The organism is Actinokineospora xionganensis, assembly GCF_014323725.1.
GTDB classification, from domain to species: Bacteria; Actinomycetota; Actinomycetes; order Mycobacteriales; family Pseudonocardiaceae; genus Actinokineospora; species Actinokineospora xionganensis.
The window spans coordinates 106,961-131,757 of the sequence record NZ_JABVED010000012.1 but is presented as its reverse complement, the minus strand read 5'-3'; the positions used below and the strand labels follow the sequence as shown (position 1 = coordinate 131,757).

The window sequence follows — 24,797 nt, the reverse complement described above, 5'->3', positions numbered from 1 at the left end:
CCCCTTGGTCCAATTGGATGTCGAACGGCGAAGGTGACACGCGACGACCGAGAACCGCCGATCCGACCTATCCTGGCTCGGTGAGTCACCGAGCGCTCCACCGCGCCTTGACCGCGTCCGACACCCTCAGGCCGCTCCCACGAGAGGTTGAGGAATTTTTGACCGACCTGGCCTCCCCGCCACGGCTGGGCGCCCACCTGCGCGCGGTGCACGACGTGGCAGCGCAGCTCGTCGACTGGGTCGCGCGGCACCACCCCACCATCGAGTTCGACCGCGAAGCCGTCCTCTTCGGCGCCGCCACCCACGACATCGGCAAGACCCTCCACCCCGAAGAGCTCTCCGGCCCCGGCTCCGCCCACGAGCAGGCGGGCTACGACCTGCTCCGTGCCCGCGGCGTCGACGAGCGGCTCGCCAGGTTCGCCCGCGATCACGCCTCCTGGGCCGGACCCGGCATCGGCTTCGAAGACCTGCTGGTCAGCCTGGCCGACAAGGTCTGGAAGGCCAAACGTGTCCCCGACCTGGAGCAACGCGTGGTCGAGCATCTCGCGGCCGCCGCCGGGCAGGAGCCGTGGGAGGCGTTCATGGCGCTCGACGACTTCCTCGACGCCCTCGCCGCGGACGCCGACAGCAGGCTGGCGTTCCAGGCGAGCCACCCCGTCGCCGTCTGACCCGATTCCGAACGGGTTACCCTGGTGCGTTGTGAGCGTCGAGTCAGTCTTCCCCCAGCTTGAGCCCCTGCTGCCCAGGGTCTCCAAGCCCGTCCAGTACGTCGGCGGGGAGCTCAACGCCACCGTCAAGCCCTGGGACAGCGCCAACGTCCGCTGGGCGCTGATGTACCCCGACGCCTATGAGGTCGGGCTGCCCAACCAGGGCGTCATGATCCTCTACGAGGTGCTCAACGAGCAGCCCGACATCCTGGCCGAGCGCACCTACGCGGTCTGGCCGGACCTCGAGAAGCTGATGCGGGAGCACAACGTCCCCCAGTTCACCGTCGACGGCCACCGTCCACTCGGCGCGTTCGACATCCTCGGCGTGAGCTTCTCCACCGAGCTCGGCTACACGAACATGCTCACCGCGCTCGACCTCGCGGGCATCCCGCTGCACGCCATGGACCGGACCGAGGACCACCCCGTCGTGCTCGCGGGCGGGCACGCGTCGTTCAACCCGGAGCCGATCGCGGACTTCATCGACGCGGCCGTGCTGGGTGACGGCGAAGAGGCCGTCCTCGAGATCTCCAACATCATCCGGCAGTGGAAGGCCGAGGGTCGCCCCGGAGGCCGCGACGAGCTGCTGACCCGCATGGCCGAGACCGGCGGCGTCTACATCCCGCGCTTCTACGACGTCACCTACGCCGCCGACGGTTCGCTCGGCGCGGCCAAGCCCAACCGCGACCGCATCCCCGAGACCATCGCCAAGCGCACCACGATGGACCTCGACGCGTGGCCGTACCCGAAGCAGCCGCTGGTGCCGCTCGCCGAGAGCGTGCACGAGCGGATGAGCGTCGAGATCTTCCGCGGCTGCACCCGCGGCTGCCGCTTCTGCCAGGCGGGCATGATCACCCGCCCGGTGCGCGAGCGCTCCATCGAGGGCATCGGCGCGATGATCCAGAAGGGGCTGGAGGCCAGCGGGTTCGAGGAAGTCGGCCTGCTCTCGCTCTCCAGCGCCGACCACTCCGAGATCGGCGAGATCACCAAGCAGCTCGCCGACCGCTACGAAGGCACCAACACCGGCCTGTCGCTGCCCAGCACCCGGGTCGACGCGTTCAACATCGACCTGGCGAACGAGCTGTCCCGCAACGGAAGGCGCTCGGGTCTGACCTTCGCGCCCGAGGGCGGCAGCGAGCGCATCCGGCGCGTCATCAACAAGATGGTCTCCGAAGAGGACCTCATCAAGACCGTCAGCGCCGCCTATGCCAACGGCTGGCGCCAGGTGAAGCTGTACTTCATGTGCGGGCTTCCCACCGAGACCGACGACGACGTCCTGCAGATCGCCGAGATGGCCAAGAATGTCATCCGCGCGGGCCGGGAAGCCAGTGGCCGCAAGGACATCCGCTGCACCATCTCCATCGGCGGGTTCGTCCCCAAGCCGCACACCCCGTTCCAGTGGGCCGCCCAGTGCGATCCGGACACTGTGGACAGTCGACTGCGGAAACTGCGTGAGGCGGTCAACTCCGACCGCGACCGCAGCCTGGGCCGCAACATCGGCATGCGCTACCACGACGGCAAGCCCAGCCTCATCGAAGGCCTGCTCTCGCGTGGAGACCGCCGAGTCGGCCGAGTCATCGAACGAGTCTGGCGCGACGGCGGTCGCTTCGACGGCTGGAGCGAACACTTCTCCTACGAACGCTGGGTTTCCTCGGCGGCGGCGGAACTGGAGCCACTGGGCGTCGACCTGGCGTGGTTCACCACCCGCGAACGTACCGAGGCGGAAGTCCTGCCCTGGGACCACCTCGACTCGGGCCTCGACAAGGAATGGCTCTGGGACGACTGGCAGGACGCCCTGGATTCCCGCGAGCAGGACGACTGCCGCTGGACCCCCTGCTTCGACTGCGGCGTCTGCCCGGCGATGGGCACGGACATCGAGATCGGACCGACCGGCCGCAAGCTGCTGCCGATCAGCCCGGTCGGCATCGGATCCCCGGTCCAGAACCCGGCCCTGACCTCCCCCTAACCGTCCGCCGCGCCACCGACGCCGACCTGGCGTCGGTGGCGCGACTGCGCGGGCTGTGGACGGACGAGGACAACTGCCCCCGACGATCAGAACTTCGCCCGCGTGGTCCTGGCCCCTCAAAGCGATCGTTCCCGTTCTGCCGCCGTGCAGGCTTCACCGACGCCGGAGCCACACTCCCTCACGAATTGCCCACCTGCTGACCTGCGACCCTCAGCAAGGTCCCGGTCGTGCGGTTCAGCCCTGCCCACTCCCCATCCGACTGGCACGACACGCAAACGCGCGCTACCCCTTGACAGCAGCCAAAGCGTCGACCAGCCCGTGTCCGTGGAAGCTGTTGTAAGGCGCGTACCCAGAGCAGTAGGCGTCTTGTCCGCCTGCCCCATCAAGGTCATAGTCCGCCGGACAAGGAACCGCCCGTGCCTGCCCGGTCAGCAGCCTGCTCAACGCCTGTGGACTCGCCCCCCGATGCGTGCCGGCCAACAGCGCCGCGACCCCCGACACATGCGGGGTGGCCATCGAGGTCCCACAAGACTCCGCGTACCCGCCAGGCACTGTCGACAACACGCAGTCGTCGCGATCCCCACCAGGCGCGGTCACGTCGACCACCCCAAGCCCGTACGCGCTGTACCCGGCCTTGAGCTCGGAAGGACCCACCGCCGACACCGCCACCACGCCACGCAACCCGGCAGGCAGCACCTTGCAGCTGTCATCCAAAGTCCGCCGCGAGCCCTTCGCGTCCACCGTCTGTCCGTGCGGCCGGGCCAAGTCGATGTTCTCGTTCGAAGCCGCCGCCACCACGAGCACGCCCCGCCGGGTCACATAGTCCACCGCGCGGCGCACCGCTTCGGAGACCACGCGTTCGCCGTCGCGGTCGCAGGTCTGCAACCAGGGGTCGACGAAGTAGCTGTTGTTCGCCACCGCCATGCCCTGCGCGGCCGACCACATCAGGCCGCACACCACCGCCTCCGGGAACACGAACCCGGCGTCGTCGACCACCTTCACCGAGGCCAGCCGCACGCCGGGAGCGACCCCGGTGATGCCGCGGCCGTCGTCCGCGGCGGCGATGATCCCGGCGACGTGCGTGCCGTGCGTGGACTCCGTCGGATGCCAGGCGTCAGGCGTCGAGTCGGGTTTGCCGCTCAGGCAGCCCGCGGACCGGTCGGGGTCGACAGCGGGTGCGAGGTCAGGGTGGGTCGAGTCGACTCCGGAGTCGAGCACCCCGACGACCACGTCGGAGCTTCCCGGGTTGATCGCGCGGGCCCGGTCTGCCCCGATCATGGCCATGTCCCACTGCTCGGCGGTCCGGTCGGCCTTGGGCACGTCGTACGCCGTCCGGGTGACATCGACCTGCTTGGACCGGCCGACCGCGTTCTGCGCGCTGAACACGCGGTCACGGCCCATCATCGCGGGGAATCGCCGGTCACTCGAGGTGACGACGCCCACACCGATCTGTGGGTAGTAGGCGACCGTGGACCCGCACTTCGACGACGCTTCATCGGCGGCGTCGTCGGCGCTGGTCCAGGGCTCGTAGAGCACGATGAACCGCACGTCGACGTGGTGGTCTCCGCAGGTGACGACACCTGGCTCCATGGGCACGGCGAACGCGGGCTCGGTGCTCACGAGCATCGTCGCGACCGCCGCGACACTGACCACTGCCGCCTGTGTTCGGCGCAGCAGAGGCACGGGCGACCTCCAGTACTGGCCTGCCGGATTCCTCGGGTCGTGCTGACCACTCGCTGCGGACGGTAGCCACGACCCGCCCGGGAAACAACCTGGACGGCTGAATTGGCCGCGGGCCGGTCGCGAGTGCTGCCAACCGGAGTAATTCAGTGGGCGGATCGCGTCACGGTACGGTTCCCCCTGCAGGCAGATCGACCGTCGGACACATCCCCTAGGAGTAATCCTGAGTCGCCAGGATCAGCCCAACCCGTCGGCCGCGCCGGTGCAGAAGCTGCGCCTGCGCTACGCCAAGCGGGGAAGGCTCCGCTTCACCTCGCACCGCGACGTGGCCCGCACGTTCGAGCGCGCGCTGCGCCGGGCGGGTGTGCCGATGGCCTACTCCCAGGGATTCAGCCCGCACCCGAAGATCTCGTGGATCGGCGCGGCCCCGACGGGCGTGGCCAGCGAGGCCGAGTACGTCGAGATCTCAGTCGTCGAGGCGGTCGACCCCGCCAGGCTGGCCGCGGCGCTCGACGAGGCGCTGCCGCCGGGCATCGACGTCCTGGAGTCGGTCGTGGCCGGTCCGGGCGGGCTCGCGGAGCGGATGGAGGCCAGCCGCTGGCGCATCGAGCTGCCGGGCGTGCCGGTCGGCGAGCTGCGCGCCGCGGTGGTGAAGCTGCTGGCCGAGGAACACGTCGAAGTGGAGCGGCTCACCAAGGACGGCAGGCGGCTGATCGACGCCCGACCTGCGGTTATCCGCGCCGAAGTGCTCGACTCCGCCGACGCGCTGTCCGGTGTGGGCATCGACATGCCAGTGGATTCGCCACCGTATGGGATACTGATGACGGTCGTTCGGCAGACAACACCAGCCGTTCGGCCCGACGACGTACTGAGCGCGTTGCGCGTCGTCGCCGCTCTGGAACCGCCCGTGCCCGCGAAGGCGACGCGGATGGCCCAGGGACGGCTTGACGACGATGGCGTTCTGTCCGACCCGCTGGCCCTCGATCGGGCGGCGACAGCCGGATAGTCCGCCTGGGAGACGCAAAGCCTCACCGTGGTCGAACGACCTGCCGTCAGCCGGTGTCGGTCCCATGACCGGCATCGAGACGGCGAGAGGCGAGGATTCCCGCCGCCTTGCGCGGTGGAAACACAACTAGGCCCCTGAGCGGCCGCGTCTGCAGGGACGCGCCCGGGGGCGGAGGAGTTACATGTCGGATATGTCGAACCCTGCCGGAAGCACCGGCGGGGCTACCACCACAGCTACCCAAGCGGCGCTGGCGGAACTTCCCGCCAAGGTTCGGGTGCACGCCCTCGCGAAGCTGCTGGAAGTCAGCAGCAAGGACGTCATCAGCGCCCTCACCGACCTCGGTGAAGAGGTGCGCGGCGCGCAGTCCAGCGTCAGCCGCGATCTGGCCATCAAGGTCGCCGAGGCCCTGACCAGTGACAACAGTGTCGAGGAGTCGGTCGAGACCGTCGTGGCGCCGGTCGAGCCGGAGCCCGTGGCTCCGCGCAAGGCCCGGATACCGCCGACGCCGGTGTTCGCGTCCGCGTCGCCGCTGTTCCTCCCGCCCGAGCCGGTCGCTGCCCCCGCGCCGGTCAAGCGGCGCGAGGAGCGCGACGAGGAGCCGGTCGAGGAGATCGCCCCCAAGTCCGCGCCGAAGGCCGCCGCTCCCAAGGCCGCCGAGCCCGCCGACGACTCGCACGACGATGACGACGAGGACGGTGGCGCCAGCCGTCGCCGCCGCCGTGGCCGCCGTGGCCGCGGTCGCGGCAAGGGCGCGAACGACGAGCCCGAGTCGACCGACACCCGGTCCGACGTCCGCACCGATTCGGACGACACCGCCGAGGCCGAAGAGCCCGCGCAGGACGAGCCGTCCACGCAGGACGACGAGGCCGGAGACGCCGCCAGCCGCCGTCGCCGCCGTCGCCGCCGTCGCAAGGGCGGGGACGACGGCGACTACTCGGCCACCGAGACCACCCCGGACGACCCGCCCAACACCGTGGTCCACGTCCGCGAGGTGCGCGACGAGAAGACCGAGGCCGCCGACGCCCGCAACGAGGTGCGCAGCGTGCGCGGCTCTACGCGGCTCGAGGCCAAGCGCCAGCGTCGCCGCGACGGCCGCGAGGCCGGTCGCAGGCGCGCTCCGATCCTGTCCGAGGCCGAGTTCCTCGCCCGCCGCGAGGCCGTCGACCGCGCGATGATCGTGCGGGAGAACCCCGACCGCACGCAGATCGCGGTCCTGGAGGACGGTGTGCTCGTCGAGCACTTCGTCACCTCGACCGGTACCGGCTCCCTGGTCGGCAACGTCTACCTGGGCCGGGTCCAGAACGTGCTGCCCAGCATGGAAGCCGCCTTCGTCGACATCGGCCGCGGCCGCAACGCGGTGCTCTACGCCGGTGAGGTCGACTGGGACGCAGCCGGCCTGGAAGGCAAGGCCCGCAAGATCGAGCAGGCCCTGTCCACCGGCGACAGCGTGCTCGTCCAGGTCACCAAGGACCCGATCGGTCACAAGGGCGCCCGGCTCACCACCCAGATCTCGCTGCCCGGCCGCTTCCTGGTCTATGTGCCCGGCGGCGGTGCCACCGGCATCTCACGCAAGCTGCCGGAGAACGAGCGGCGCAGGCTCAAGGACGTCCTCAAGCGGATCGTCCCCGAGGACGCGGGCGTCATCATCCGCACCGCCTCGGAGGGCATCAGCGAGGAAGAGCTGGGCCGCGATGTCCGCCGTCTGCAGGCGCAGTGGCAGGTCATCAAGGACAAGTCCGAAGGCACCAACGGTGTCAAGAAGGCCGGATCCCCCTCGCTGCTCTACGAGGAGCCCGATCTGCTGGTGAAGGTCGTCCGCGACCTGTTCACCGAGGACTTCTCCACGCTCGCGGTCCAGGGTGAGACGGCGTGGGAGACGATCGACTCCTACGTCCGGCACGTGGCCCCCGAGCTGCTCGACCGGGTTCGCCGCCACGTCGGGCCGAAAGATGTCTTCGCGGAGACGCGGGTCGACGAGCAGCTGCTCAAGGCGCTCGACCGCAAGGTCTGGCTGCCCTCGGGCGGCTACCTGATCATCGACCGCACCGAGGCGATGACGGTCATCGACGTCAACACGGGCAAGTTCACCGGATCCGGTGGCAACCTCGAGGAGACGGTGACCCGCAACAATCTCGAGTCGGCCGAGGAGATCGTGCGCCAGCTCCGGCTGCGCGACATCGGCGGCATCATCGTCATCGACTTCATCGACATGGTGCTCGAGTCCAACCGGGACCTGGTCCTGCGCAGGCTCACCGAGTGCCTTGGCCGTGACCGCACGCGCCACCAGGTCGCCGAGGTCACCTCCCTTGGTCTCGTGCAGATGACCCGCAAGCGGGTCGGCACGGGCTTGCTGGAGGCCTTCAGCAACACCTGCGAGCACTGCAAGGGCCGTGGCGTGGTGGTCAGCACCGAGACCGCCAAGGCCGCTCCCGCGCCGCAACCGCAGCAGCAGCCCGCTCCGCAGAAGGAGAAGGAACCGGAGCAGACCGGCGGCGGCAGGCGCCGCGGCCGGGACCGCGACCGGGACAAGGGCAAGGACCAGCAGCAGCCGGTCGTCAAGGACGAGCCGGTGCGCGACGACGTGAAGAACGCCGTCGCCACCATCGCCAAGGCGACGGTCAAGCACGGCGACGACGGCCACGACACCGAGCCGGTGCCCGCCAAGGCCGCCGCGCCCGCCGCTGAGCCTGTCGCCAAGGCCCCTGAGCCCGCCGCCGAGGCGCCCGAGGCCCCGGCCAAGGGTGACTTCTCCGGCGACGGTCACGCGGAGCACGACAACGTCAGCAACGGCCGCGCGCCGGAGCCCGTCGTCGAAGCGCCCGCGGCACCCGTCGCACCCGTGGCGGCGCCCGCCGCCTCAGCCCCCCGCAGGCGCAGCCGACGGACCGCTTCGCGGCCTGCAGGCCCGCCGGTCAACGCAGGTCAGGAGGGCTGATGGCGAGCATCACCATCACCATTGGCCACCCCGGTTTGACCTCGATTCCCGCAGGCACGTAACCTGTGACACGGCCCGCCGTTCGGTGGGCCGTGTCATGCGAAGCCCAGCTCGGTGTGGTTCTTCCGGAGCCAGGGCACCCATGACCCCCATTGTCTAGTAAGCAGGAGCCTTCCCGATGTACGCGATCGTCAAGACCGGCGGCAAGCAGTACAAGGTGGCTGTCGGCGACGTCGTCGAGGTCGAGAAGCTTGTCGGCACGCCCGGCACCGAGCTGAGCCTCGCCGCGGTGCTCGTTGTCGACGGCACCGACGTCACCACCGACGCGGACGCCCTGGCGAAGGTTTCGGTGACCGGCAAGGTCGTCGAGCAGACCAAGGGCCCCAAGATTCGTATCCACAAGTTCAAGAACAAGACCGGCTACCACAAGCGTCAGGGTCACCGTCAGAAGTTGACCCGCGTCGAGGTCACCGGCATCACGGTTAAGTGAGGACCTGAGCAGCCATGGCACACAAAAAGGGTGCATCCAGCTCGCGTAACGGGCGTGACTCCAACGCCCAGTACCTCGGCGTGAAGCGCTACGGCGGCCAGGTCGTCAAGTCCGGCGAAATCCTGCTCCGTCAGCGCGGCACCAAGTTCCACCCCGGTGTGAACGTCGGCCGCGGTAAGGACGACACGCTGTTCGCCCTGGCCGCGGGCGCGGTCCAGTTCGGCGAGAAGCGCGGTCGCAAGACCGTCAACATCGTCCCCGTCGAAGCGGCTGCGTAAGCCGGTTCGATAGCAAGACTCCGACGAGGGGTGGGCTGGATCGCATCCGGCTCACCCCTCGTCTTTTGTTCGTTCTCGAGAGGAAATTCCAGTGTCCCGATTCGTCGACCGAGTGGTCATCCATGTTGCCGCGGGCAGCGGCGGCAACGGCTGTTCGTCGGTGCACCGGGAGAAGTTCAAGCCTCTCGGCGGACCGGACGGCGGCAACGGCGGCAACGGCGGTGACGTCGTCCTCGTCGTGGACAGCAACGTCCACACCCTGCTCGACTTCCACTTCCGCCCGCACGCCGACGCGGGCAGCGGCAAGCAGGGCGGCGGCGCCAACCGCGACGGCGCCACCGGTGAGACCGTGGAGTGGAAGGTGCCCGACGGCACCGTCGTGCTCACGCCGGAAGGCGAGATCGTCGTCGACCTGGTCGGTCACGGCACCCGCTTCGTCGCCGCGCAAGGCGGCCGGGGTGGTCTCGGCAACGCGGCGCTGGCCTCCAGGGCCCGCCGCGCGCCCGGGTTCGCCCTGCTTGGCGAGCCGGGGGAGACCCGTGACCTGGTCCTGGAGCTGCGCTCGGTCGCCGACGCGGGCCTGCTCGGCTTCCCGTCCGCGGGCAAGTCGTCGCTCATCGCGGTGATGTCCTCGGCCAAGCCGAAGATCGCCGACTACCCGTTCACCACCCTGGTCCCGAACCTCGGCGTGGTCACGGCGGGGGAGTCGGTCTACACGATCGCCGACGTCCCGGGCCTGATCCCGGGGGCGAGCCAGGGCAAGGGCCTCGGCCTGGACTTCCTGCGCCACATCGAGCGCTGCTCGGTGCTGGTCCACGTCGTCGACTGCGCCACGTTCGAAGCCGACCGCGACCCGATCTCCGACATCGACGCCCTCGAGCAGGAGCTGTCGCTCTACACCCCGTCGCTGGGCGGCGACCTCGCCGACCGGCCGCGGATCGTGGTGCTCAACAAGATCGACGTGCCCGAGGCGCGCGAGCTGGCCGAGCTGGTCCGGCCCGAGATCGAAGCCCGTGGGCTGCCCGTGTTCGAGGTCTCGACCGCCACCCGCGAAGGGCTGCGTGAGCTGAGCTTCGCGCTGGCGAAGATCATCGAAGAGGACCGGGCGAGCAAGCCCACGCCCGAGGCCACCCGGACGGTCCTGCGGCCCACCGCGGTCGACGACGCCGGTTTCCGTATCGAGCCGGACCCGGACGAAGAGGGCGGCTTCATCGTCCACGGCGAGCGCCCGCAGCGGTGGGTGCGCCAGACCGACTTCACCAACACCGAGGCCGTCGGGTACCTCGGCGACCGTCTGGCCCGACTGGGTGTCGAGGAGGCGCTGGCCAAGGCCGGTGCCCGCCCCGGCTGCCCGGTCACCATCGGCACGCACACCTTCGACTGGGAGCCGTCGACCCCGGCGGGCGTCGCGATGATGATGCACGGACGCGGTAGCGACCCCCGTCTCGACCAGCCGGAGCGCATCGGCGCGGCGGAGCGCAAGGTCGCCAAGCAGGCCCGCCGCGCCCGCAAGGACGAGGACGACGACGAGTGACCCTGCGCTCGGCCACCCGCGAGGCGGTGACCTCGGCGCGGCTCATCGTGGTGAAGGTCGGCTCGTCGTCGCTGACGACGGCCGAGGGCGGCCTGGACCCGGCCCGGCTCGACGCCCTGGTCGACGCTGTCGCCGCCCGGCGGGCGGCGGGCAGCCAGGTCGTCCTGGTGTCCTCGGGTGCCATCGCCGCGGGTCTCGCCCCGATGGGCATCCCGCGGCGCCCGCGTGACCTGGCGACCCAGCAGGCCGCCGCGAGCGTCGGGCAACTGGTGCTCGGGCACGCCTACGTGGCCTCTTTCGCGCGCTACTCGCTGACCGTCGGCCAAGTCCTCCTCACCGCTGACGACGTCGTCCGGCGTTCCCACTACCGCAATGCCCAGCGGACCCTGTCCCGCCTGCTGGCGTTGGGGATCGTCCCCGTGGTGAACGAGAACGACACCGTGGCGACCGAGGAAATCCGCTTCGGCGACAACGACCGCCTGGCGGCCCTGGTGGCCCACCTGATCGGCGCTGACGCGCTGGTGCTGCTGTCCGATGTGGATGCTTTGTACGACGGCGACCCCCGGCGGGGTGCCGCACGTCGCATCGATGAGGTGGTCGACGCGTCCGATGTGGACGGTGTGGTGGCGGGTGCGACCGGCGCGTCCGGCCTCGGAACCGGTGGTATGGCGTCGAAACTCGCCGCCGCCCGCCTCGCCGCGGCGGCAGGCATTCCCGTGCTGTTGGCCTCCTCGGCACAAGCGCCCGAAGCGATGAGCTCGGCGAGCGTCGGCACAGCGTTCGCCTCCGGGGGGCGCAGGCTCACCGCCCGCCGCTTCTGGCTGGCCTACGCCGCCGAGTCCGCGGGCAGGTTGGTGCTCGACGACGGCGCCGTCGCCGCTGTCGTCGTGCGCAGGCGATCGCTGCTGGCTGCGGGCATCACTTCGGCGTCCGGCGATTTCGGTCCGGGTGACGTCGTGGAACTCGCCGACTCGGCGGGCAAGGTCGTCGCGCGTGGTGTGGTGAACTTCGACTCGACGGAACTACCCGCTCTGATCGGGATGTCCACGCACCACCTCCCCAACGACCAACGCCGCGAGGTAGTCCACGCCGACGACCTGGTCCCCTTAAGGCACTAGTGGCCCGCCCGCGAAGCCGGCCACGCTTCCGGCCGCCGCCCCAGCCCTCGCATTCCGAGGGGGCGGACTGATTCAGGTTGTTGTGGCGAGGGTGAAGGGGAGTACGCCGTCCGCGCCGGCGTCGCGGAGGGCCGCGGCGGCCACGGTCATGGTCCAGCCGGAGTCGATCTTGTCGTCCACCACCAGCACTGGTCCGTCCACTTCGGACACTGCCGCCGCCAGATCCTCTGGCACGCGAACCGAGCCCCACAAATGCGCCAATCTGTGCGCGCTGTTCGCCCGCGCGCTCGGACCGCCGGTGCGCACCTCACCGAGCAGCGGCAGCCGCCCGATGGTCGCGATCCGAGCGCCGAAACTTGAGATCAGCTGCGGCCTGCTGCCGGACGCGATGGTCACCACGCCCACCGGCCGCTGCTCCCAGTCCCACGCCGACAACACCTTCACACACGCGTCGAACACGTCGTCGGGGATCGGGCCGTCCACGCCCGCGAAGACATCCCGCAAACGATTGCCCCAGCCGATGTCGGTGAGCCTGCCGAGCGCGCGTCCGGCTGCCGCTTTGTGACCCGCCTTGATGTTCCCCGACAGCGATACGCCCAGCGTCGCCATGCCTGTCGGCCACTGCTTCTTCGGGGTGATCTCCACACCCGGCCTGCGCAGCCGTTCCCGCGCGGCGTCGACATTGGCGCCTGAGACCTCGTCGCTCCAGCGCTCACCCGTGCAGTTGTCACACCGGCCGCACGGCGCCGCGTGCGGGTCGTCCAGCTCGCGCAGGAGGAACTCCATCCGGCAGCCGTCGGTGTCCTGGTAGTCCAAGATCGCGCGCTGCTCGGACTCCCGCGCGGTCGCGATCCGCGAGTAGCGCTCCTCGTCGTACTCCCATGGCTGCCCGGTCGACTCCCAACCGCCGCGCACCCGCCGGACCGCGCCATCGACATCAAGCACCTTCAGGACCATTTCCAGCCTGCCCCTGGCCAGGTCGACCCTCGGTTCGAGCGCCTGTGTGGACAGCGCCTTGCCCGCGTCGTCCAACGCGGCCAGCACCTCCCGCACTACTCGCTCCGGGGGGAACGCGAGCGACGCGAAATAGGACCAGATGTCCTTGTCCTCGCGCCCGGGCAGGAGCACCACGTCCGCGCGCTTCACACCACGGCCCGCGCGGCCGATCTGCTGGTAGTACGAGATGGGCGACTGCGGCGCGCCCACGTGCACGACGAAACCCAGGTCCGGCTTGTCGAACCCCATGCCCAGCGCCGACGTCGCCACCAGCGCCTTCACCCGGTTGGCGAGCAGGTCTTCCTCGGCCTGCTGCCGTTCGGCGGTGTCCGTGCGGCCCGTGTACGCCGCCACCTCGAATCCGCGGTCGCGCAGGAACGACGCCAGTTCGTCGGCCGCGGCCACGGTGAGCGTGTAGATGATGCCGGACCCGGTGAACCGCTCCAGGTTCTCCGCCAGCCACGCCAACCGGGCCTGCGCGGTCGGCAGCCGCAGCACGCCCAGCCGCAGGCTTTCCCGGTCGAGCGCGCCGCGCAGGACCATGGAGTCGTCGGTCAACCCGAGTTGTTGCGCGACGTCCTGGACCACTCGGTTGTTCGCCGTGGCGGTCGTCGCGAGCACCGGCACGCCCTGTGGCAGCTCGGCGATAAGCGTCCGCAGCCTGCGGTAGTCGGGCCGGAAGTCGTGCCCCCAGTCGGAGATGCAGTGGGCTTCGTCGACGACCAGCAGCCCCGCCGACGCGGTCAGCTTCGGCAGCACGGCGTCGCGGAAGTCCGGGTTGTTGAGCCGCTCCGGGCTCACCAGCAGCACGTCGACACTGCCATCGGCGACGGCCTCGTGCACCGTCTCCCAGTCCTGCATGTTGGCCGAGTTGATCGTCGCGGCGTGCACCCCGGCGCGCGCGGCCGCGTCGACCTGGTTGCGCATGAGGGCGAGCAGCGGCGACACGATCACCGTCGGCCCCTCGCCCAGCTCACGCAGCAGCGCGGTCGCCACGAAGTACACCGCTGACTTGCCCCACCCGGTCCGCTGCACCACCAGCGCGCGCCCGCGGTCGGCGACCAGACCGCGGATCGCGGTCCACTGGTCCTCCCGCAGTCGGGCGTCCGGACCCGCGAGGGCCCGGAGCCGCTCCTCGGCTGATGCGCGCAATGCCTGCTCGTCCACGTCCCCTGCATACCCCATTCGGCCGACAGAACCGAACTCAGCTCCCCAGCCTGTCCTGGAGCTGTGGATAGCCCACGGCTGTCGTCGCCGGAGTCTCGCCCGTCCGAGCGCAGTCGGCGACCGCCAGCGCCGCGGCCAAGGCGTGCCGGTAGAGCGCCGACCCGGTGCTGATTCGCGCGACACCCGGTGTTGTCTCCAGGCCGGGCTGCCACAGGACGTTCAGCGGAAGCCCGACCCGCTCGGCCACCGTCGCGATCTCGCCCGAATCGGACAGGCCGGGCACGAACACGCCGGAGGCGCCCGCGTCCCGGTACGCGAGCAAGCGGGGGATCGTCTCGTCCCGCCGCCCGATGTCAAGCCAGTATGTGTCGGTCCGCGCGTTGATGAACAGGTCCGGTGCGGCGTCCGCGACCGCGCGGACGATCGAGGCGTGCACTTCCACGGGTCGCGTGCCGTCTTCGAGGTTGATCCCGGCCACGCCGAGGTCGGCCAGCTCCGCCGCCAGTGCCGCGACCGCGTCCGGGTCCTCGGAGTAGCCGCCTTCGAGGTCGACGGTCAGCGGGACGGTCAACCTGCCGACCAGGGCCCGGGCCAACCCCATCGTCAGGTCGGGGCTGGTGTTCGTGCCGTCCGGCAGGCCCGCCGCCGCGGTCACTCCGAGGCTCGTCGTGCCGATCGCGGCGAAGCCCGCGTCGGCCAGCAGCAGCCCGGAGGCGACATCCCAGGCGTTCGGGAGGATGAGCGGCCGAGGGCCGCGGTGCAGGTCGGCGAAGGTCATCGGGTCCTCACGATCAGTCGGGCGGGCAGGCGCAGGTTCGGCCGAGGTTCGTATTCGACATCCACGACGCCGACCTCGCCGAGCGCGTCCAGCACTCCCTGAGCCAGTGTGGTGGCCAACGCGGAACCAGGGCAGGCGTGGCGGCCCGCACCGAACGTGCCGGTCTCCGCGAGCGACACCCACAGCGCGCTACCGGGGGGCAGGACTACACCGCCGATAGCCGTGTTCGCGACCGTACGGCGCTGCGTGCGGTGCACGGGCGCGCTGCGCACGGCCTGCTCGACGCCGCCCTCCAGCACCGCCGCGGCGATGAGCGCCGCTGTCGCGTCGTGGGCTTGAAACAGCACGCTGACAGCGGCCGGGTCGGGGAGCAGCGCCGCCAACGGGAGGTACGCCTCGTCGGACCGCGACTCGCACAGTTCGCGGGTCAGCCGCACGGCCGCGGCGACCTCTTCGACGCCCAGCGCGGCGGCCAGCACCGCGACCGGCACGTCGAGGGCGATCGGCATGAGATCGAACTCCCCACGCGGGGTCCCTGTCCGTGCCGCGGCGGCCGATCTCAGACCCGACACCTCAGGCAGCACGGCTTCGACCTGGGCGCGCCCCCGCGCGTGGCGGGCGCCGTCGGAAAACCGTGGCATCCGGCCGACCAGCCCGCTCGGCCCCGCGACGCTCAGCGCGTCGAGCGCGACCGCCGCATCAGCGGGCCGGTCGACCAGCCAGGTCCCGTCCGTGGATTTCCGCATGCCGCCACGCTAGGGCGACATCCGTTCGGCGCACGCCGAACAGTCAGACGCGGACCATCACCTGGTCGAGGTCCTTGCGCACCAGGTCGGGGACGACCGCGTCCGCGGCCGGGTAGCCGACCGGGATCACCGCGAACGCCTTCTCGTTGCGCGGCCTGTTCAACACCTCGGAGAGGAACTTCATCGGGCTCGGTGTGTGTGTCAGCGCCGCGAGGCCGGACAGGTGCAGGGCCGTCAGCAGCATGCCCACGGCGATGCCCACCGACTCGTCGACGTAGTAGTGCTTGTGCTGCTTGTCGCCGTCGAGGTAGTACCGCTGCTCGAACACCACGATCAGGTAGGGCGCGTCGGTCAGGTGCGGCTTGTGCTCGTCGGTGCCCAGCGGACGCAGGGCCGAGAGCCACTCGTCGCCGAGCCTGCCGTCATACGAGATCCGTTCCTCCTCCTCGGCCGCCTCGCGGATCCGCGCGCGGACCTCAGGGTCGGTGACCACGACGAACGTCCACGGCTGCTGGTGGGCGCCCGACGGCGCGGTCGCGGCGACCGCGATCGCGTCGATGATCACCTGCTCCGGGACGGGGTCGGAGGAGAACGCCCGCACAGTCCGCCGCGTCTGCATCTTCTCGCGCATGGACGCGGCCGTGCGCAGCGCTTCATCGGCACTGGTCCGCTCCGGCCGGTAGGGGACGGGGGTGTACGGGAAATCGTGAATCGGAGCCCAAGCCATGGCCCTGAGTCTGCCTGCCCGGCCGTGTCGGCGGTCATACCGGAAAGGTCATCTAAACCGCGTCATGGCTCGGCCCGGTGCGCGTTTCACCAGTGCGCGGCCGCCGCAGGGGAGCGGGCCGCGTCGGTGGGAGACCCCCAGCCCCGCCGGTCCCCACAGTTGTGCGGCGGCGTCTCACGACCCCCCCCTCGCGAGACGCCGCCCACACATCTCAGGACTTTCCCGATACCTGTCCGTACGCTGATCAGCTATGTCGCGGCGAATCGGGATCATGGGCGGGACGTTCGATCCCATCCACCACGGCCACTTGGTCGCGGCCAGCGAAGTCCAGTCCCGGTTCGACCTGGACGAAGTGATTTTCGTGCCGACCGGCCACCCGTGGCAGAAGAGCGACCGCGAGGTCAGCGCCGCCGAAGACCGCTATCTGATGACGGTCGTCGCCACCGCGTCCAATCCCCGGTTCTCGGTCAGCCGCGTGGACATAGACCGCGCGGGCGTGACCTACACCGTCGACACCCTGCGCGACCTGCGCGCGAAATACCCCGACGACGAGCTGTTCTTCATCACCGGCGCCGACGCCATGCAGCAGATCCTGTCGTGGCGTGACGCGGACGAGCTGTTCCGGCTCGCGCACTTCGTGGGGGTCACGCGACCCGGCTACCACCTTGAGGACACCCACCTGCCGTCCGGCTCGGTCAGCCTCATCGAAGTCCCGGCCATGGCGATCTCGTCGACCGACTGCCGCACGCGTGTGGCCGACGGCGAGCCGGTCTGGTACCTCGTGCCCGACGGGGTAGTGCAGTACATCTCGAAACGCCACCTCTACGTCGCGGGGGCCTGAGCGGCTCCAGGTACCCTCGACGGGTTGTAGTACCCGTTATCACTTGAGGGAGAAACGTGACAGCCACGCACGCCGCACGCGAGTTGGCACTGGTCGCGGCCACCGCGGCCGCGGACAAGAAGGCCAGCGACGTGATCGTGCTGGACGTGTCCGACCAGCTCGTCATCACCGACTGCTTCGTGATCGCCTCCGCGGCGAACGAACGCCAGGTCGGCGCGATCGTCGAGAACATCGAGGAGAAGATGCGCGAGGCGGGCACCAAGCCCGTCCGCCGCGAGGGCGCCCGCGAGGGCCGCTGGGTGCTGCTCGACTTCGTCGACGTCGTCGTGCACGTCCAGCACACCGAGGAGCGGGTCTTCTACGGTCTCGAGGGGCTGTGGAAAGACTGCCCGCGGATCGAATTCGACGCGGCCCCACCCGCCGACGAGGACGGGGACACGTGAGTCTGCGGACTCTCGTGCTCTGGCGGCACGGAGAGACCGATTACAACGCCTCCGGCCGGATGCAAGGCCATCTCGACTCATATCTGACCGAGGTCGGGTGGAACCAGGCCCGATTCGCGGTGCCCGCGCTGGCCCGGTTCTCCCCGGACATCATCGTTGCCTCCGACCTGCGTCGCGCCACCGACACCGCCACGGTGTTCAGCGAGGCCATGGGCATCCCGCTGCGGATCGACAAGCGGCTCCGGGAGACCAACCTCGGCCTCTGGCAGGGCAAGACCAGCGTCGAGGTCGACGACGGCTGGCCGGGCGTGCGCGGGCGCTGGCAGACCGACGCGACGGTCACCCCGCCCGGTGGTGAGACCCGGGTCGAGGTGGCCGCCCGCGCGGCCGAGGTCGTCGCCGAACTCGACACCGGCACCGAGGAGACGGCCGTCCTGTGCGCCCACGGTGGCCTGATCACGGCGCTGACCGGCAGGTTGCTCGACCTCCCGGTGGCCAACTGGTCTCAACTCGGCGGCATCAGCAACTGCCACTGGACCGTCCTCGCGCGCCGCGAGACCAGCGGCCTGTCCTGGCGCCTGATCGCGTACAACGCGGGCATCACCGGATAGCGCCATGCCCACCGTGCTGATGTTCGGCGACTCGCTGAGCTTCCACGGCCCGGATGGTCCCCATCCGGCCGACGACCCGCGCATCTGGCCCAATGTGGCCGCCGCGGCCATGGGTGGCCACACCGAACTCTTCGCAGGCTTCGGCTGGACCGCGCGTGACGCCTACTGGTCTCTTACCGGCGACCCGAGGGTATGGGCGCAACTGCCCAAGGCCGACGTACTGGTCCTCGCCGTCGGCGGGATGGACACCCTGCCCTCGCCGCTGCCGACCTACTTGCGTCAGGGGATCCGCTACCTGCGCCCCGACGGTCTCCGCCGGGGTGTGCGCAAGGGGTACAGCGCCGCCCAGCCCATTCTCGCGCGGCTCACCAGGGGACGACCGGTAGCGCTTCCGCCCGCCCTGACAGTTCGCTACCTCGACCTGATCGTCGTGGCGATCCGGGCCCTGCGGCCGGACATCCCGGTGATCGCGCTACTCCCGGGTTTTCACCGCGCGCCGTCCTACGGTTTCGTCCATACCGGTCGCGAGGCCGCGGTTCGCGCGATGCGGCAGTGGGCCGAGGATGCCGGGGTGAGCGTGCTGGACTCCGCTGAGCTCGTCGGCGCCCACGTGCTAGACGGCCACGGCAACCCCGACGGCATGCATTGGGGCTGGTCCGGGCACGCGGACGTGGGCAAGGCCCTGGGTGCGCTCGTCGCGTCGCTGGTCGAGCCGGACTCGCACTGAGCCTTTCGCCCAGTCGGCCTAGCGCCGCGCAGCGGTTGTCGTAGGTTCGAGCGGTCCGTCCGATTAGGCTCCCGTGTCGTGCCGTTCGCCGTTGTCACCGACTCGACCGCCTACCTGCCTGAGGGTTTCGCGGACCGGCACGCGGTCCACGTGGTGCCGTTGTTCGTCCACATCGACGACAGCGAAGGCCGCGACGGCATCGACATCGGGCCCGCCGAACTCGCCGCCGCGCTCAAGGAACACCGCGTCGTCACTACCTCCAGACCGAGCCCAGCCGAGTTCGCCGCCGAATACCGCAGGCTGCTCGACGAAGGGGCGGACGGCGTGCTGTCGGTCCACTTGTCCAGCGAACTCTCCGGGACGTGGGAATCCGCGCGCCTCGCCGCCGAGGAGGTCGCCCCGGACCGCATCCGCGTCGTCGACTCCCGCACCACGGCGATGGGCCTGGGCTTCGCCGCCCTGCGCGCCGCCGCCGTCGCCGCGGAAGGCGGGGACGGAGCCGCGGTCGAGGCCGCCGCCGTCGAAGCCGCCGCGCACACGAAGAGCTTCATGTTCGTCGAGACCCTCGACTACCTCCGCCGGGGCGGCCGGATCGGCGCCGCGGCGGCCCTGCTGGGGACCGCGCTGTCGGTCAAGCCGATCCTGCACGTCCACGACGGTCAGATCGTCCCCCTGGAGAAGGTCAGGACGACCAGCCGAGCCCTTGCCCGGCTTGTCGACCTCGCCGCCGAGGCCGCCGGGGACCAGCCGGTGCAGCTCGCCGTCCACCATCTCGCCACACCCGACCGCGCCGCCGAACTGGCCACCCGCCTCGACGAGCGAATCGGCTCGTCCTCCGGGTGCGTGGTCTCCGAACTCGGCGCGGTCATCGGCGCCCACACCGGTCCCGGCGTGCTCGGTGTCGTGATCTGCCCCGGTCGGCTGTAAACCACCCAACATCGCACACGAGCCCGACGATTCGGTCCGCGGCGACCGGTTCATCCACAGCCTCCGGTGCGGTGCCCACAGCTCAGCCGCGGGGGCTGCCGAAGCCGAGGCCGCCTCCCTAGCGTCGAATCCATGTTCGACACCAAGCAATCCCGGCCATCCCGCACCGACCACATCGACGACGTCCTGCACCGCCTCACCGCGGCCGCGGACCGGCCATGGGACACACCCGCGGGCCCAGAGCCCGCCGCGGCCGACTACCGCGTCGTCTCCGACGAACCGGAACCCGCCGAGAACCCCACTCCCCGGCATCGCCGCGCGGACCCATCGTGGTGGCGCTCGGGCAGACTCGGCCGCCTGATCACCCACTGGACCAGTGCGGCCGGATCCCCTTGGTGGCGCAGGCCCGCCATCCGCGACTTCAGTCCCGGCGAACGCCCACCCCGGCGCGTCCCGATCGCCATGATGATCGCCGCCGTGCTCGTCGGCGGGGTGATCAGTGCGTTCGTCGCGTTCTCGGGCAGCCCCAAGGCCGAGGTGCCCCCGGACCTTCCGGTCGCCGCCGCCGTCGACCGCGTGAGCAGTCCGGCCAAGCCGGGAGTGGTGGTCGACGTCGTCGGCAAAGTCGTCGCGCCCGGGCTGTTGAACCTGCCGGAGGGGTCGCGTGTCGCCGACGCCCTGCGGGCCAGCGGCGGCACGCTGCCGGGCACCGATGTGACCGCGCTCAATCTCGCCCGCCGGCTGGTCGACGGCGAACAGATCCATGTCGGAGTCCCGATCCCGCCCGCCGCCGCGGCCCAGCAGAACCAACCTGGACCGGTCGACCTGAACACGGCCTCACCCATCCAACTCGACACCCTGCCCGGCGTCGGGTCGGTCACCGCCCAGCGCATCGTCGAGTGGCGCGCGAAACACGGCCGGTTCGCCAAGATCGACCAGCTTCGGGAGGTGGAAGGAATCGGTCCGGCCAAATACGAGTCCCTCCGCGAACTCGTCACCGTCAGGTAGCGGGAAGCGATCAGATGCTGCCGCCGACGCCCGTCCGTCCACCCGCGACACACGACTGGAGGCTGATCCTCGCCGCGCTGGCACTGTGGCTGAGTGCCGCGCTCGGCTTGTTGGTCCACTGGGTCTGCGCGGTGGTCGTCGGCTGCGTGATGCTCTTGGCGGCCATCGTGGTCCTTCGGGCGGTCCCGAAAGCAAGGCCGCAGGTCTCGCCCGATGGCGGGGCGCCGGTGCGAGCGTCGGTGGCGTACGGGTGGCCTGTTCGCCTGGCGGCGTGGCCATTGTTGTTCTGCGCGGTGCTCGCCCTGTGGCCGGTCGCGGGACAGATCCACGACGCCGCAACGGATCCCTTGCGCGAACTGGCCGCGCGGGGTCAGGCCGTCGTGCTCCAGGTCGAGGTGCGGGAGCGCCCCAAGCCGGTGCGGACCGCGGGATTCGGCGGCATGCAGCCGGGAATCGGGTCGGTGGTCATCCCCGCGACGGTCGTCGCCGTGGAGGGCATCGACAGTCACGCGCAGGTGCTGCTCCTGGCCCCGGTCGAACCGTGGTCACACCTGCTGCCGGGCCAGACCCTCACCGCCCGGGGAACACTCGCCCCCGCCGCGTCCGGTCAGCTGACGGTGGCGGTCCTGCGGGTGCGTGGTCCGCCGACGTCGGCGGGCGCCGCACCCGGGTGGCAGCAGACCGCCGATTCGCTGCGGGCCGGGCTGCGGCAGGCCGCGGGTGTGCTCGACGCGGAAGCCGCCGGTTTGCTGCCCGCGCTCATCGTCGGGGACACCGACGGGCTCTCACCGACCGTGGTCGACGAGTTCCGGGTGGCCGGGCTGTCCCACCTGCTCGCTGTCAGCGGGGCGAACCTGGCGATCGTGTGCCTGACGATTCTGTTCCTCCTGCGGGCGGTGCGGGCGGGCCCGTACGGGTCGGCGGCAGGCGCGCTGCTCGGGCTGGTCGGGTTCGTGGTCCTGGCCGGACCGGAACCGAGCGTCCTGCGCGCGGGTGTCATGGGCGCGGTCGGCCTGCTGGCCCTCGCGCTGGGCCGGGACCGGTCGGCGCTGCCCGCGCTCGGGACCGCCGTGATCGTCCTGGTCGCGGTCGACCCGGGCATGGCCACGGCGTTCGGCTTCGTGCTGTCGGTGCTGGCCACGGGCGCCTTGGTGCTGCTGGCGCCACGCTGGGCGGACGCGCTGGCTCGGCGGCGGATCCCGCGCGGGCTGGCCGAAGCCCTTGCCGTGCCCGCGGCCGCGCATGTGGTGACGGCGCCGGTGGTGGTGGGGATGAGCGGTCAGCTCAGCCTGATCGCGGTCGCGGCGAACCTGCTGGTCGCGCCGGTGATCGCCCCCGCCACGGTGCTCGGTGTGCTGGCCGCGGTGGTGATGCCCGTGTGGCCGTGGGCGGCGCAATGGTGTGTCCGGCTGGCGGGCCCGGAAGTGGACTGGGTGATCACGGTCGCCAGGCACGCGGCGGACTTCCCCGGCGCGGCGGTGGCGTGGCCTGCCGGCTGGTGGGGTGGCGCCCTGCTGGTGGTCGTCGTGATCGCGATCGCCGTGGCCTGGCGTTCCCGGCGCGGCCGGACGGTGCTGGCCCTGGCACTAGTGGGGGTCCTGGTCGTGGTGGTCCCGGTCCGCGTCCTCGTGCCCGCCTGGCCGCCTGCGGACTGGGCGGCCGTCGCCTGCGATGTGGGCCAGGGAGACGCCCTCGCGCTGGCGGTGGGGGAGTCCGACCGCGCGGTCGTGGTCGACACCGGTCCGGAGGCGGGCCCGGTGGACGACTGCCTCGACCGGCTCGGGGTCACTCGGGTGCCGCTCGTGATCCTGAGTCACCTCCACGCCGACCATGTCGGCGGCCTGGCGGGCGTTCTCTCGGGAAGATCGGTCGGCGCCATTGCCGTCGGACCGGGTCGAACCCCGGACTGGGCATGGCGACAAGTCCGCCGCGAAGCCGAACGGGCGGGGGTGCCGCTGGTCGACTTGGCCGGGGGTCAGCGCCTGAGTTGGCCTTCGCTGACGATCGAAGTGTTGTCCCACAACAGAATCGGGAAAGCTGACAACGAGACCACCGGTACGGCCATCAACAACCGCTCACTGGTGTTTCGCGCGTCCACGACCGCCGGGCGAGTCCTGCTGACGGGCGATATTGAACTGGCCGCCCAAGTCGACCTGATTTCGTCCCAAGTGGACATCGCGGCTGACGTGGTGAAGGTACCGCATCATGGTTCCCGCACGACTTCGCCGGAATTCCTGGCGGCGGTGGGGGCTCGGGTCGCGTTGGTGAGTGTCGGGGTGCGCAACCGGTACGGGCACCCGAGCCCGCGGACCATGGATGCGTTGCGGGACCTGGGGACTGTGGTCGCACGGACTGACAGTGATGGTGACAGTGCGGTTGTGCCGGGGCCGGGAATTCGGCGGCGGGGTGCCCGTGGGCCGCCGGCTTGCTGACGCCTTCACGGGCTTCGCATGGGCCGCTGACTCTGGCTTCCGGTGCCTGGTGTGGCTCGTTCGCCCACTGGTGGCGGACGCGTGTTTGGGGTGGTTGGCCGAATCTGGTGGCGGGTGCCTGTTTGGGTGCCTTGCGATTCGGGATGAGGAAATCGCCCACGCGGCCTCTGGGGATCGACGAGTGCCGCCGATCCCCAGGGCTCAGCTTCACCTACGGGAAAGGGCCTCGCGCACGGCGGCGGCTGAGGGTGGGACTGTGGCGAGTGGGCCGATCTTGTCCTCGACGGCGTCGAGGGTCTTGAGGCCGTCGCCGGTGATGAGGAGGACGGTTTCCGCGTCGGGGTCGAGTTTGCCGTTCTCGACGAGCTTCTTGGCGGTCGCGACGGTCACGCCGCCCGCGGTCTCGGCGAAGATGCCCTCGGTGCGGGCCAGCAGGCGGATGCCCTCGACGACCTCTTCGTCGGTCACGTCCTCCACGGCGCCGTTCGTGCGGCGGACGGAGTCGAGGACGTAGGGGCCGTCGGCGGGGGCGCCGATGGCGAGGGAGCGGGCGATGGTGTCCGGCTTGACCGGGCGGATCACGTCGCTTCCCGCCTTGTAGGCCGTCGACACCGGCGAGCAGCCGGTGGCCTGGGCGCCGAAGATGCGGTACGGGGTGGCCTCGACCAGGCCGAGTTCGCCGAACTCGCGGAACGCCTTGTCGACCTTGGTGAGCTGCGAGCCGGAGGCGACCGGGATCACGACCTGCCCGGGGAGCCGCCAGCCGAGCTGCTCGGCGACCTCGTAGCCGAGGGTCTTGGAACCCTCGGCGTAGTACGGGCGGACGTTGACGTTGACGAACGCCCAGTCCTCGTGTTCGGCGGCCAGTTCGGTGGCCAGGCGGTTGACGTCGTCGTAGTTGCCGTCGACGGCGATCAGGGCGCCGTCGTACACGGCGGTGGTGAGGATCTTGGCGCGCTCGAGAGAGGAGGGGATCAGCACGACCGAGTCCCAGCCCGCGCGGGCCGCGGCGGCGGCCACGGCGTTGGCCAGGTTGCCGGTCGACGGGCACGCGAGCACGGAGAAGCCGAGCTGGCGGGCGGCGGCGAGGGCGACGGCGACCACGCGGTCCTTGAAGGAGTGCGTGGGGTTGCCGGTGTCGTCCTTGACCCAGAGGTTCTTGATGCCGAGCGCGGCGCCGAGGCGGTCGGCCTTGACCAGGCGGGTCATGCCGGGCTCGGTGTTGGGGTGGGTGTCGACATCGGCGGGCACGGGGAGCAGTCCGCGGTAGCGCCAGATGGACTTGGGGCCCGCTTCGATGTCCGCCCGAGTGATCTTGCCGAACTCGTAGGACACCTCAAGCGGGCCGAAACACTCGGCACAGGCGAATTCCGCGGCGAGCGGGATCTGGTGGCCGCACTCGCGACACGACAGAGCGCGCGCGGAACCGAGGTCGAGGGTGGTGGGACGCTGGGCGTCGAGTGCCGATGTCATCGCGAGGTATCTCCTCATCTATCCCGCAAGCGGGTCGGAATTGGCACCGTGATCGCGCACACGTCTCCCATGGGAAGACATGGCTCACGCCGGTTGCCGGGGCTTCTTCGGGCCGATCCCTCTGCCCCTCTGGATGAGCGGTATTCAGTTATGCCGGCGACGCTACGGCACCGTGTCCGGCAGGTGCCAGCAAGCGTCCAGTATCCGAGA

The 24,797-nt window shown here is 70.6% G+C and carries 21 protein-coding genes and 1 riboswitch; of the genes, 15 read left to right on the top strand and 6 right to left on the bottom strand.

The features are described 5' to 3' along the window. The first annotated feature begins 158 nt into the window (after positions 1-158). Both GPZ80_RS21265 and GPZ80_RS21260 read left to right on the top strand, forming a co-directional pair. Entirely contained in the window at positions 159-668 is a 510-nt protein-coding gene (locus tag GPZ80_RS21265) for an HD domain-containing protein (RefSeq protein WP_246477312.1), read from the top strand. Between the two features lie 31 nt (positions 669-699). Continuing rightward, the gene (locus GPZ80_RS21260) at positions 700-2,670 is read left to right on the top strand and encodes a TIGR03960 family B12-binding radical SAM protein (RefSeq protein ID WP_187222699.1); all 1,971 of its coding nucleotides are present in this window, start codon (positions 700-702) and stop codon (positions 2,668-2,670) included. A 282-nt stretch (positions 2,671-2,952) separates the two neighbouring features. Here GPZ80_RS21260 and GPZ80_RS21255 read toward each other — a convergent pair whose 3' ends face one another. Then, entirely contained in the window at positions 2,953-4,353 is a 1,401-nt protein-coding gene (locus GPZ80_RS21255) for a S8 family peptidase (RefSeq protein ID WP_312880480.1), read from the bottom strand. Positions 4,354-4,612: 259 nt separating this feature from the next. Between GPZ80_RS21255 and GPZ80_RS21250 the strand changes: the two genes are divergently transcribed. The 6 genes from GPZ80_RS21250 to proB all read left to right on the top strand — a co-directional run bounded on the left by GPZ80_RS21250 (position 4,613) and on the right by proB (position 11,711). Beyond that, entirely contained in the window at positions 4,613-5,356 is a 744-nt protein-coding gene (locus tag GPZ80_RS21250; RefSeq protein WP_187222697.1) for a TIGR03936 family radical SAM-associated protein, read from the top strand. Positions 5,357-5,537: 181 nt separating this feature from the next. Beyond that, positions 5,538-8,291 (top strand): translation initiation factor IF-2 N-terminal domain-containing protein, encoded by a 2,754-nt coding sequence (locus tag GPZ80_RS21245; protein ID WP_187222695.1) that lies wholly within the window; start codon positions 5,538-5,540, stop codon positions 8,289-8,291. Between the two features lie 178 nt (positions 8,292-8,469). Next, a complete protein-coding gene (gene rplU, locus GPZ80_RS21240; RefSeq protein WP_091372430.1) occupies positions 8,470-8,781 on the top strand; it encodes a 50S ribosomal protein L21 in 312 nt (103 codons plus the stop codon). A gap of 14 nt (positions 8,782-8,795) precedes the next feature. Then, positions 8,796-9,059, top strand: a complete 264-nt coding sequence (rpmA, locus tag GPZ80_RS21235; RefSeq protein WP_187222694.1) for a 50S ribosomal protein L27 — start codon at positions 8,796-8,798, stop codon at positions 9,057-9,059. A 91-nt stretch (positions 9,060-9,150) separates the two neighbouring features. Continuing rightward, entirely contained in the window at positions 9,151-10,593 is a 1,443-nt protein-coding gene (gene obgE, locus GPZ80_RS21230; protein WP_187222692.1) for a GTPase ObgE, read from the top strand. Then, positions 10,590-11,711 carry a glutamate 5-kinase gene (gene proB, locus GPZ80_RS21225; protein WP_187222690.1) on the top strand — a complete coding sequence of 374 codons (1,122 nt, stop codon included), beginning with the start codon at positions 10,590-10,592 and terminating at the stop codon, positions 11,709-11,711. Before obgE ends, proB begins: the two co-directional genes overlap by 4 nt. A gap of 72 nt (positions 11,712-11,783) precedes the next feature. Here proB and GPZ80_RS21220 read toward each other — a convergent pair whose 3' ends face one another. Genes GPZ80_RS21220 through GPZ80_RS21205 form a run of 4 tightly spaced genes read right to left on the bottom strand, consistent with a single transcriptional unit; the run spans position 11,784 to position 16,125 of the window. Continuing rightward, positions 11,784-13,892, bottom strand: a complete 2,109-nt coding sequence (locus tag GPZ80_RS21220) for a RecQ family ATP-dependent DNA helicase (protein ID WP_187222688.1) — start codon at positions 13,890-13,892, stop codon at positions 11,784-11,786. Between the two features lie 19 nt (positions 13,893-13,911). Continuing rightward, the gene (locus GPZ80_RS21215; RefSeq protein WP_187222686.1) at positions 13,912-14,652 is read right to left on the bottom strand and encodes an isocitrate lyase/PEP mutase family protein; all 741 of its coding nucleotides are present in this window, start codon (positions 14,650-14,652) and stop codon (positions 13,912-13,914) included. Beyond that, positions 14,649-15,398, bottom strand: a complete 750-nt coding sequence (locus GPZ80_RS21210) for a cytochrome P450 family protein (RefSeq protein WP_187222684.1) — start codon at positions 15,396-15,398, stop codon at positions 14,649-14,651. The genes GPZ80_RS21215 and GPZ80_RS21210 overlap by 4 nt, the downstream gene beginning before the upstream one ends. Before the next feature lie 43 nt (positions 15,399-15,441). Continuing rightward, on the bottom strand, positions 15,442-16,125 hold the full coding sequence (locus GPZ80_RS21205; RefSeq protein ID WP_187222682.1) for a nitroreductase family protein: 684 nt from the start codon (positions 16,123-16,125) through the stop codon (positions 15,442-15,444). A gap of 250 nt (positions 16,126-16,375) precedes the next feature. On the opposite strand from GPZ80_RS21205, the gene nadD reads away from it, so the two are divergent. The 7 genes from nadD (at position 16,376) to GPZ80_RS21170 (ending at position 23,114) form a co-directional block, all read left to right on the top strand. Further along, a complete protein-coding gene (nadD, locus tag GPZ80_RS21200) occupies positions 16,376-16,966 on the top strand; it encodes a nicotinate-nucleotide adenylyltransferase (RefSeq protein ID WP_187222680.1) in 591 nt (196 codons plus the stop codon). Between the two features lie 56 nt (positions 16,967-17,022). Then, positions 17,023-17,409: a ribosome silencing factor gene (gene rsfS, locus GPZ80_RS21195; protein WP_187222678.1), complete on the top strand. Its 387-nt coding sequence runs from the start codon at positions 17,023-17,025 to the stop codon at positions 17,407-17,409. Beyond that, positions 17,406-18,020: a histidine phosphatase family protein gene (locus GPZ80_RS21190; RefSeq protein ID WP_187222676.1), complete on the top strand. Its 615-nt coding sequence runs from the start codon at positions 17,406-17,408 to the stop codon at positions 18,018-18,020. Before rsfS ends, GPZ80_RS21190 begins: the two co-directional genes overlap by 4 nt. 4 nt (positions 18,021-18,024) lie before the next feature. Next, entirely contained in the window at positions 18,025-18,747 is a 723-nt protein-coding gene (gene octT, locus GPZ80_RS21185) for a diglucosylglycerate octanoyltransferase (protein ID WP_187222674.1), read from the top strand. Positions 18,748-18,825: 78 nt separating this feature from the next. Then, complete coding sequence (locus GPZ80_RS21180) at positions 18,826-19,674, top strand: DegV family protein (protein WP_187222672.1); 849 nt, start codon at positions 18,826-18,828, stop codon at positions 19,672-19,674. A 132-nt stretch (positions 19,675-19,806) separates the two neighbouring features. Next, positions 19,807-20,682: a ComEA family DNA-binding protein gene (locus tag GPZ80_RS32875; RefSeq protein ID WP_246477311.1), complete on the top strand. Its 876-nt coding sequence runs from the start codon at positions 19,807-19,809 to the stop codon at positions 20,680-20,682. Positions 20,683-20,696: 14 nt separating this feature from the next. Then, complete coding sequence (locus GPZ80_RS21170; protein WP_187222670.1) at positions 20,697-23,114, top strand: ComEC/Rec2 family competence protein; 2,418 nt, start codon at positions 20,697-20,699, stop codon at positions 23,112-23,114. Positions 23,115-23,321: 207 nt separating this feature from the next. Here the strand turns inward: GPZ80_RS21170 and thrC are convergent, their stop codons facing one another. After that, positions 23,322-24,587: a threonine synthase gene (thrC, locus tag GPZ80_RS21165; protein WP_187222668.1), complete on the bottom strand. Its 1,266-nt coding sequence runs from the start codon at positions 24,585-24,587 to the stop codon at positions 23,322-23,324. An 11-nt stretch (positions 24,588-24,598) separates the two neighbouring features. Continuing rightward, positions 24,599-24,727: riboswitch (SAM riboswitch) on the bottom strand. Positions 24,728-24,797: the final 70 nt, after the last annotated feature.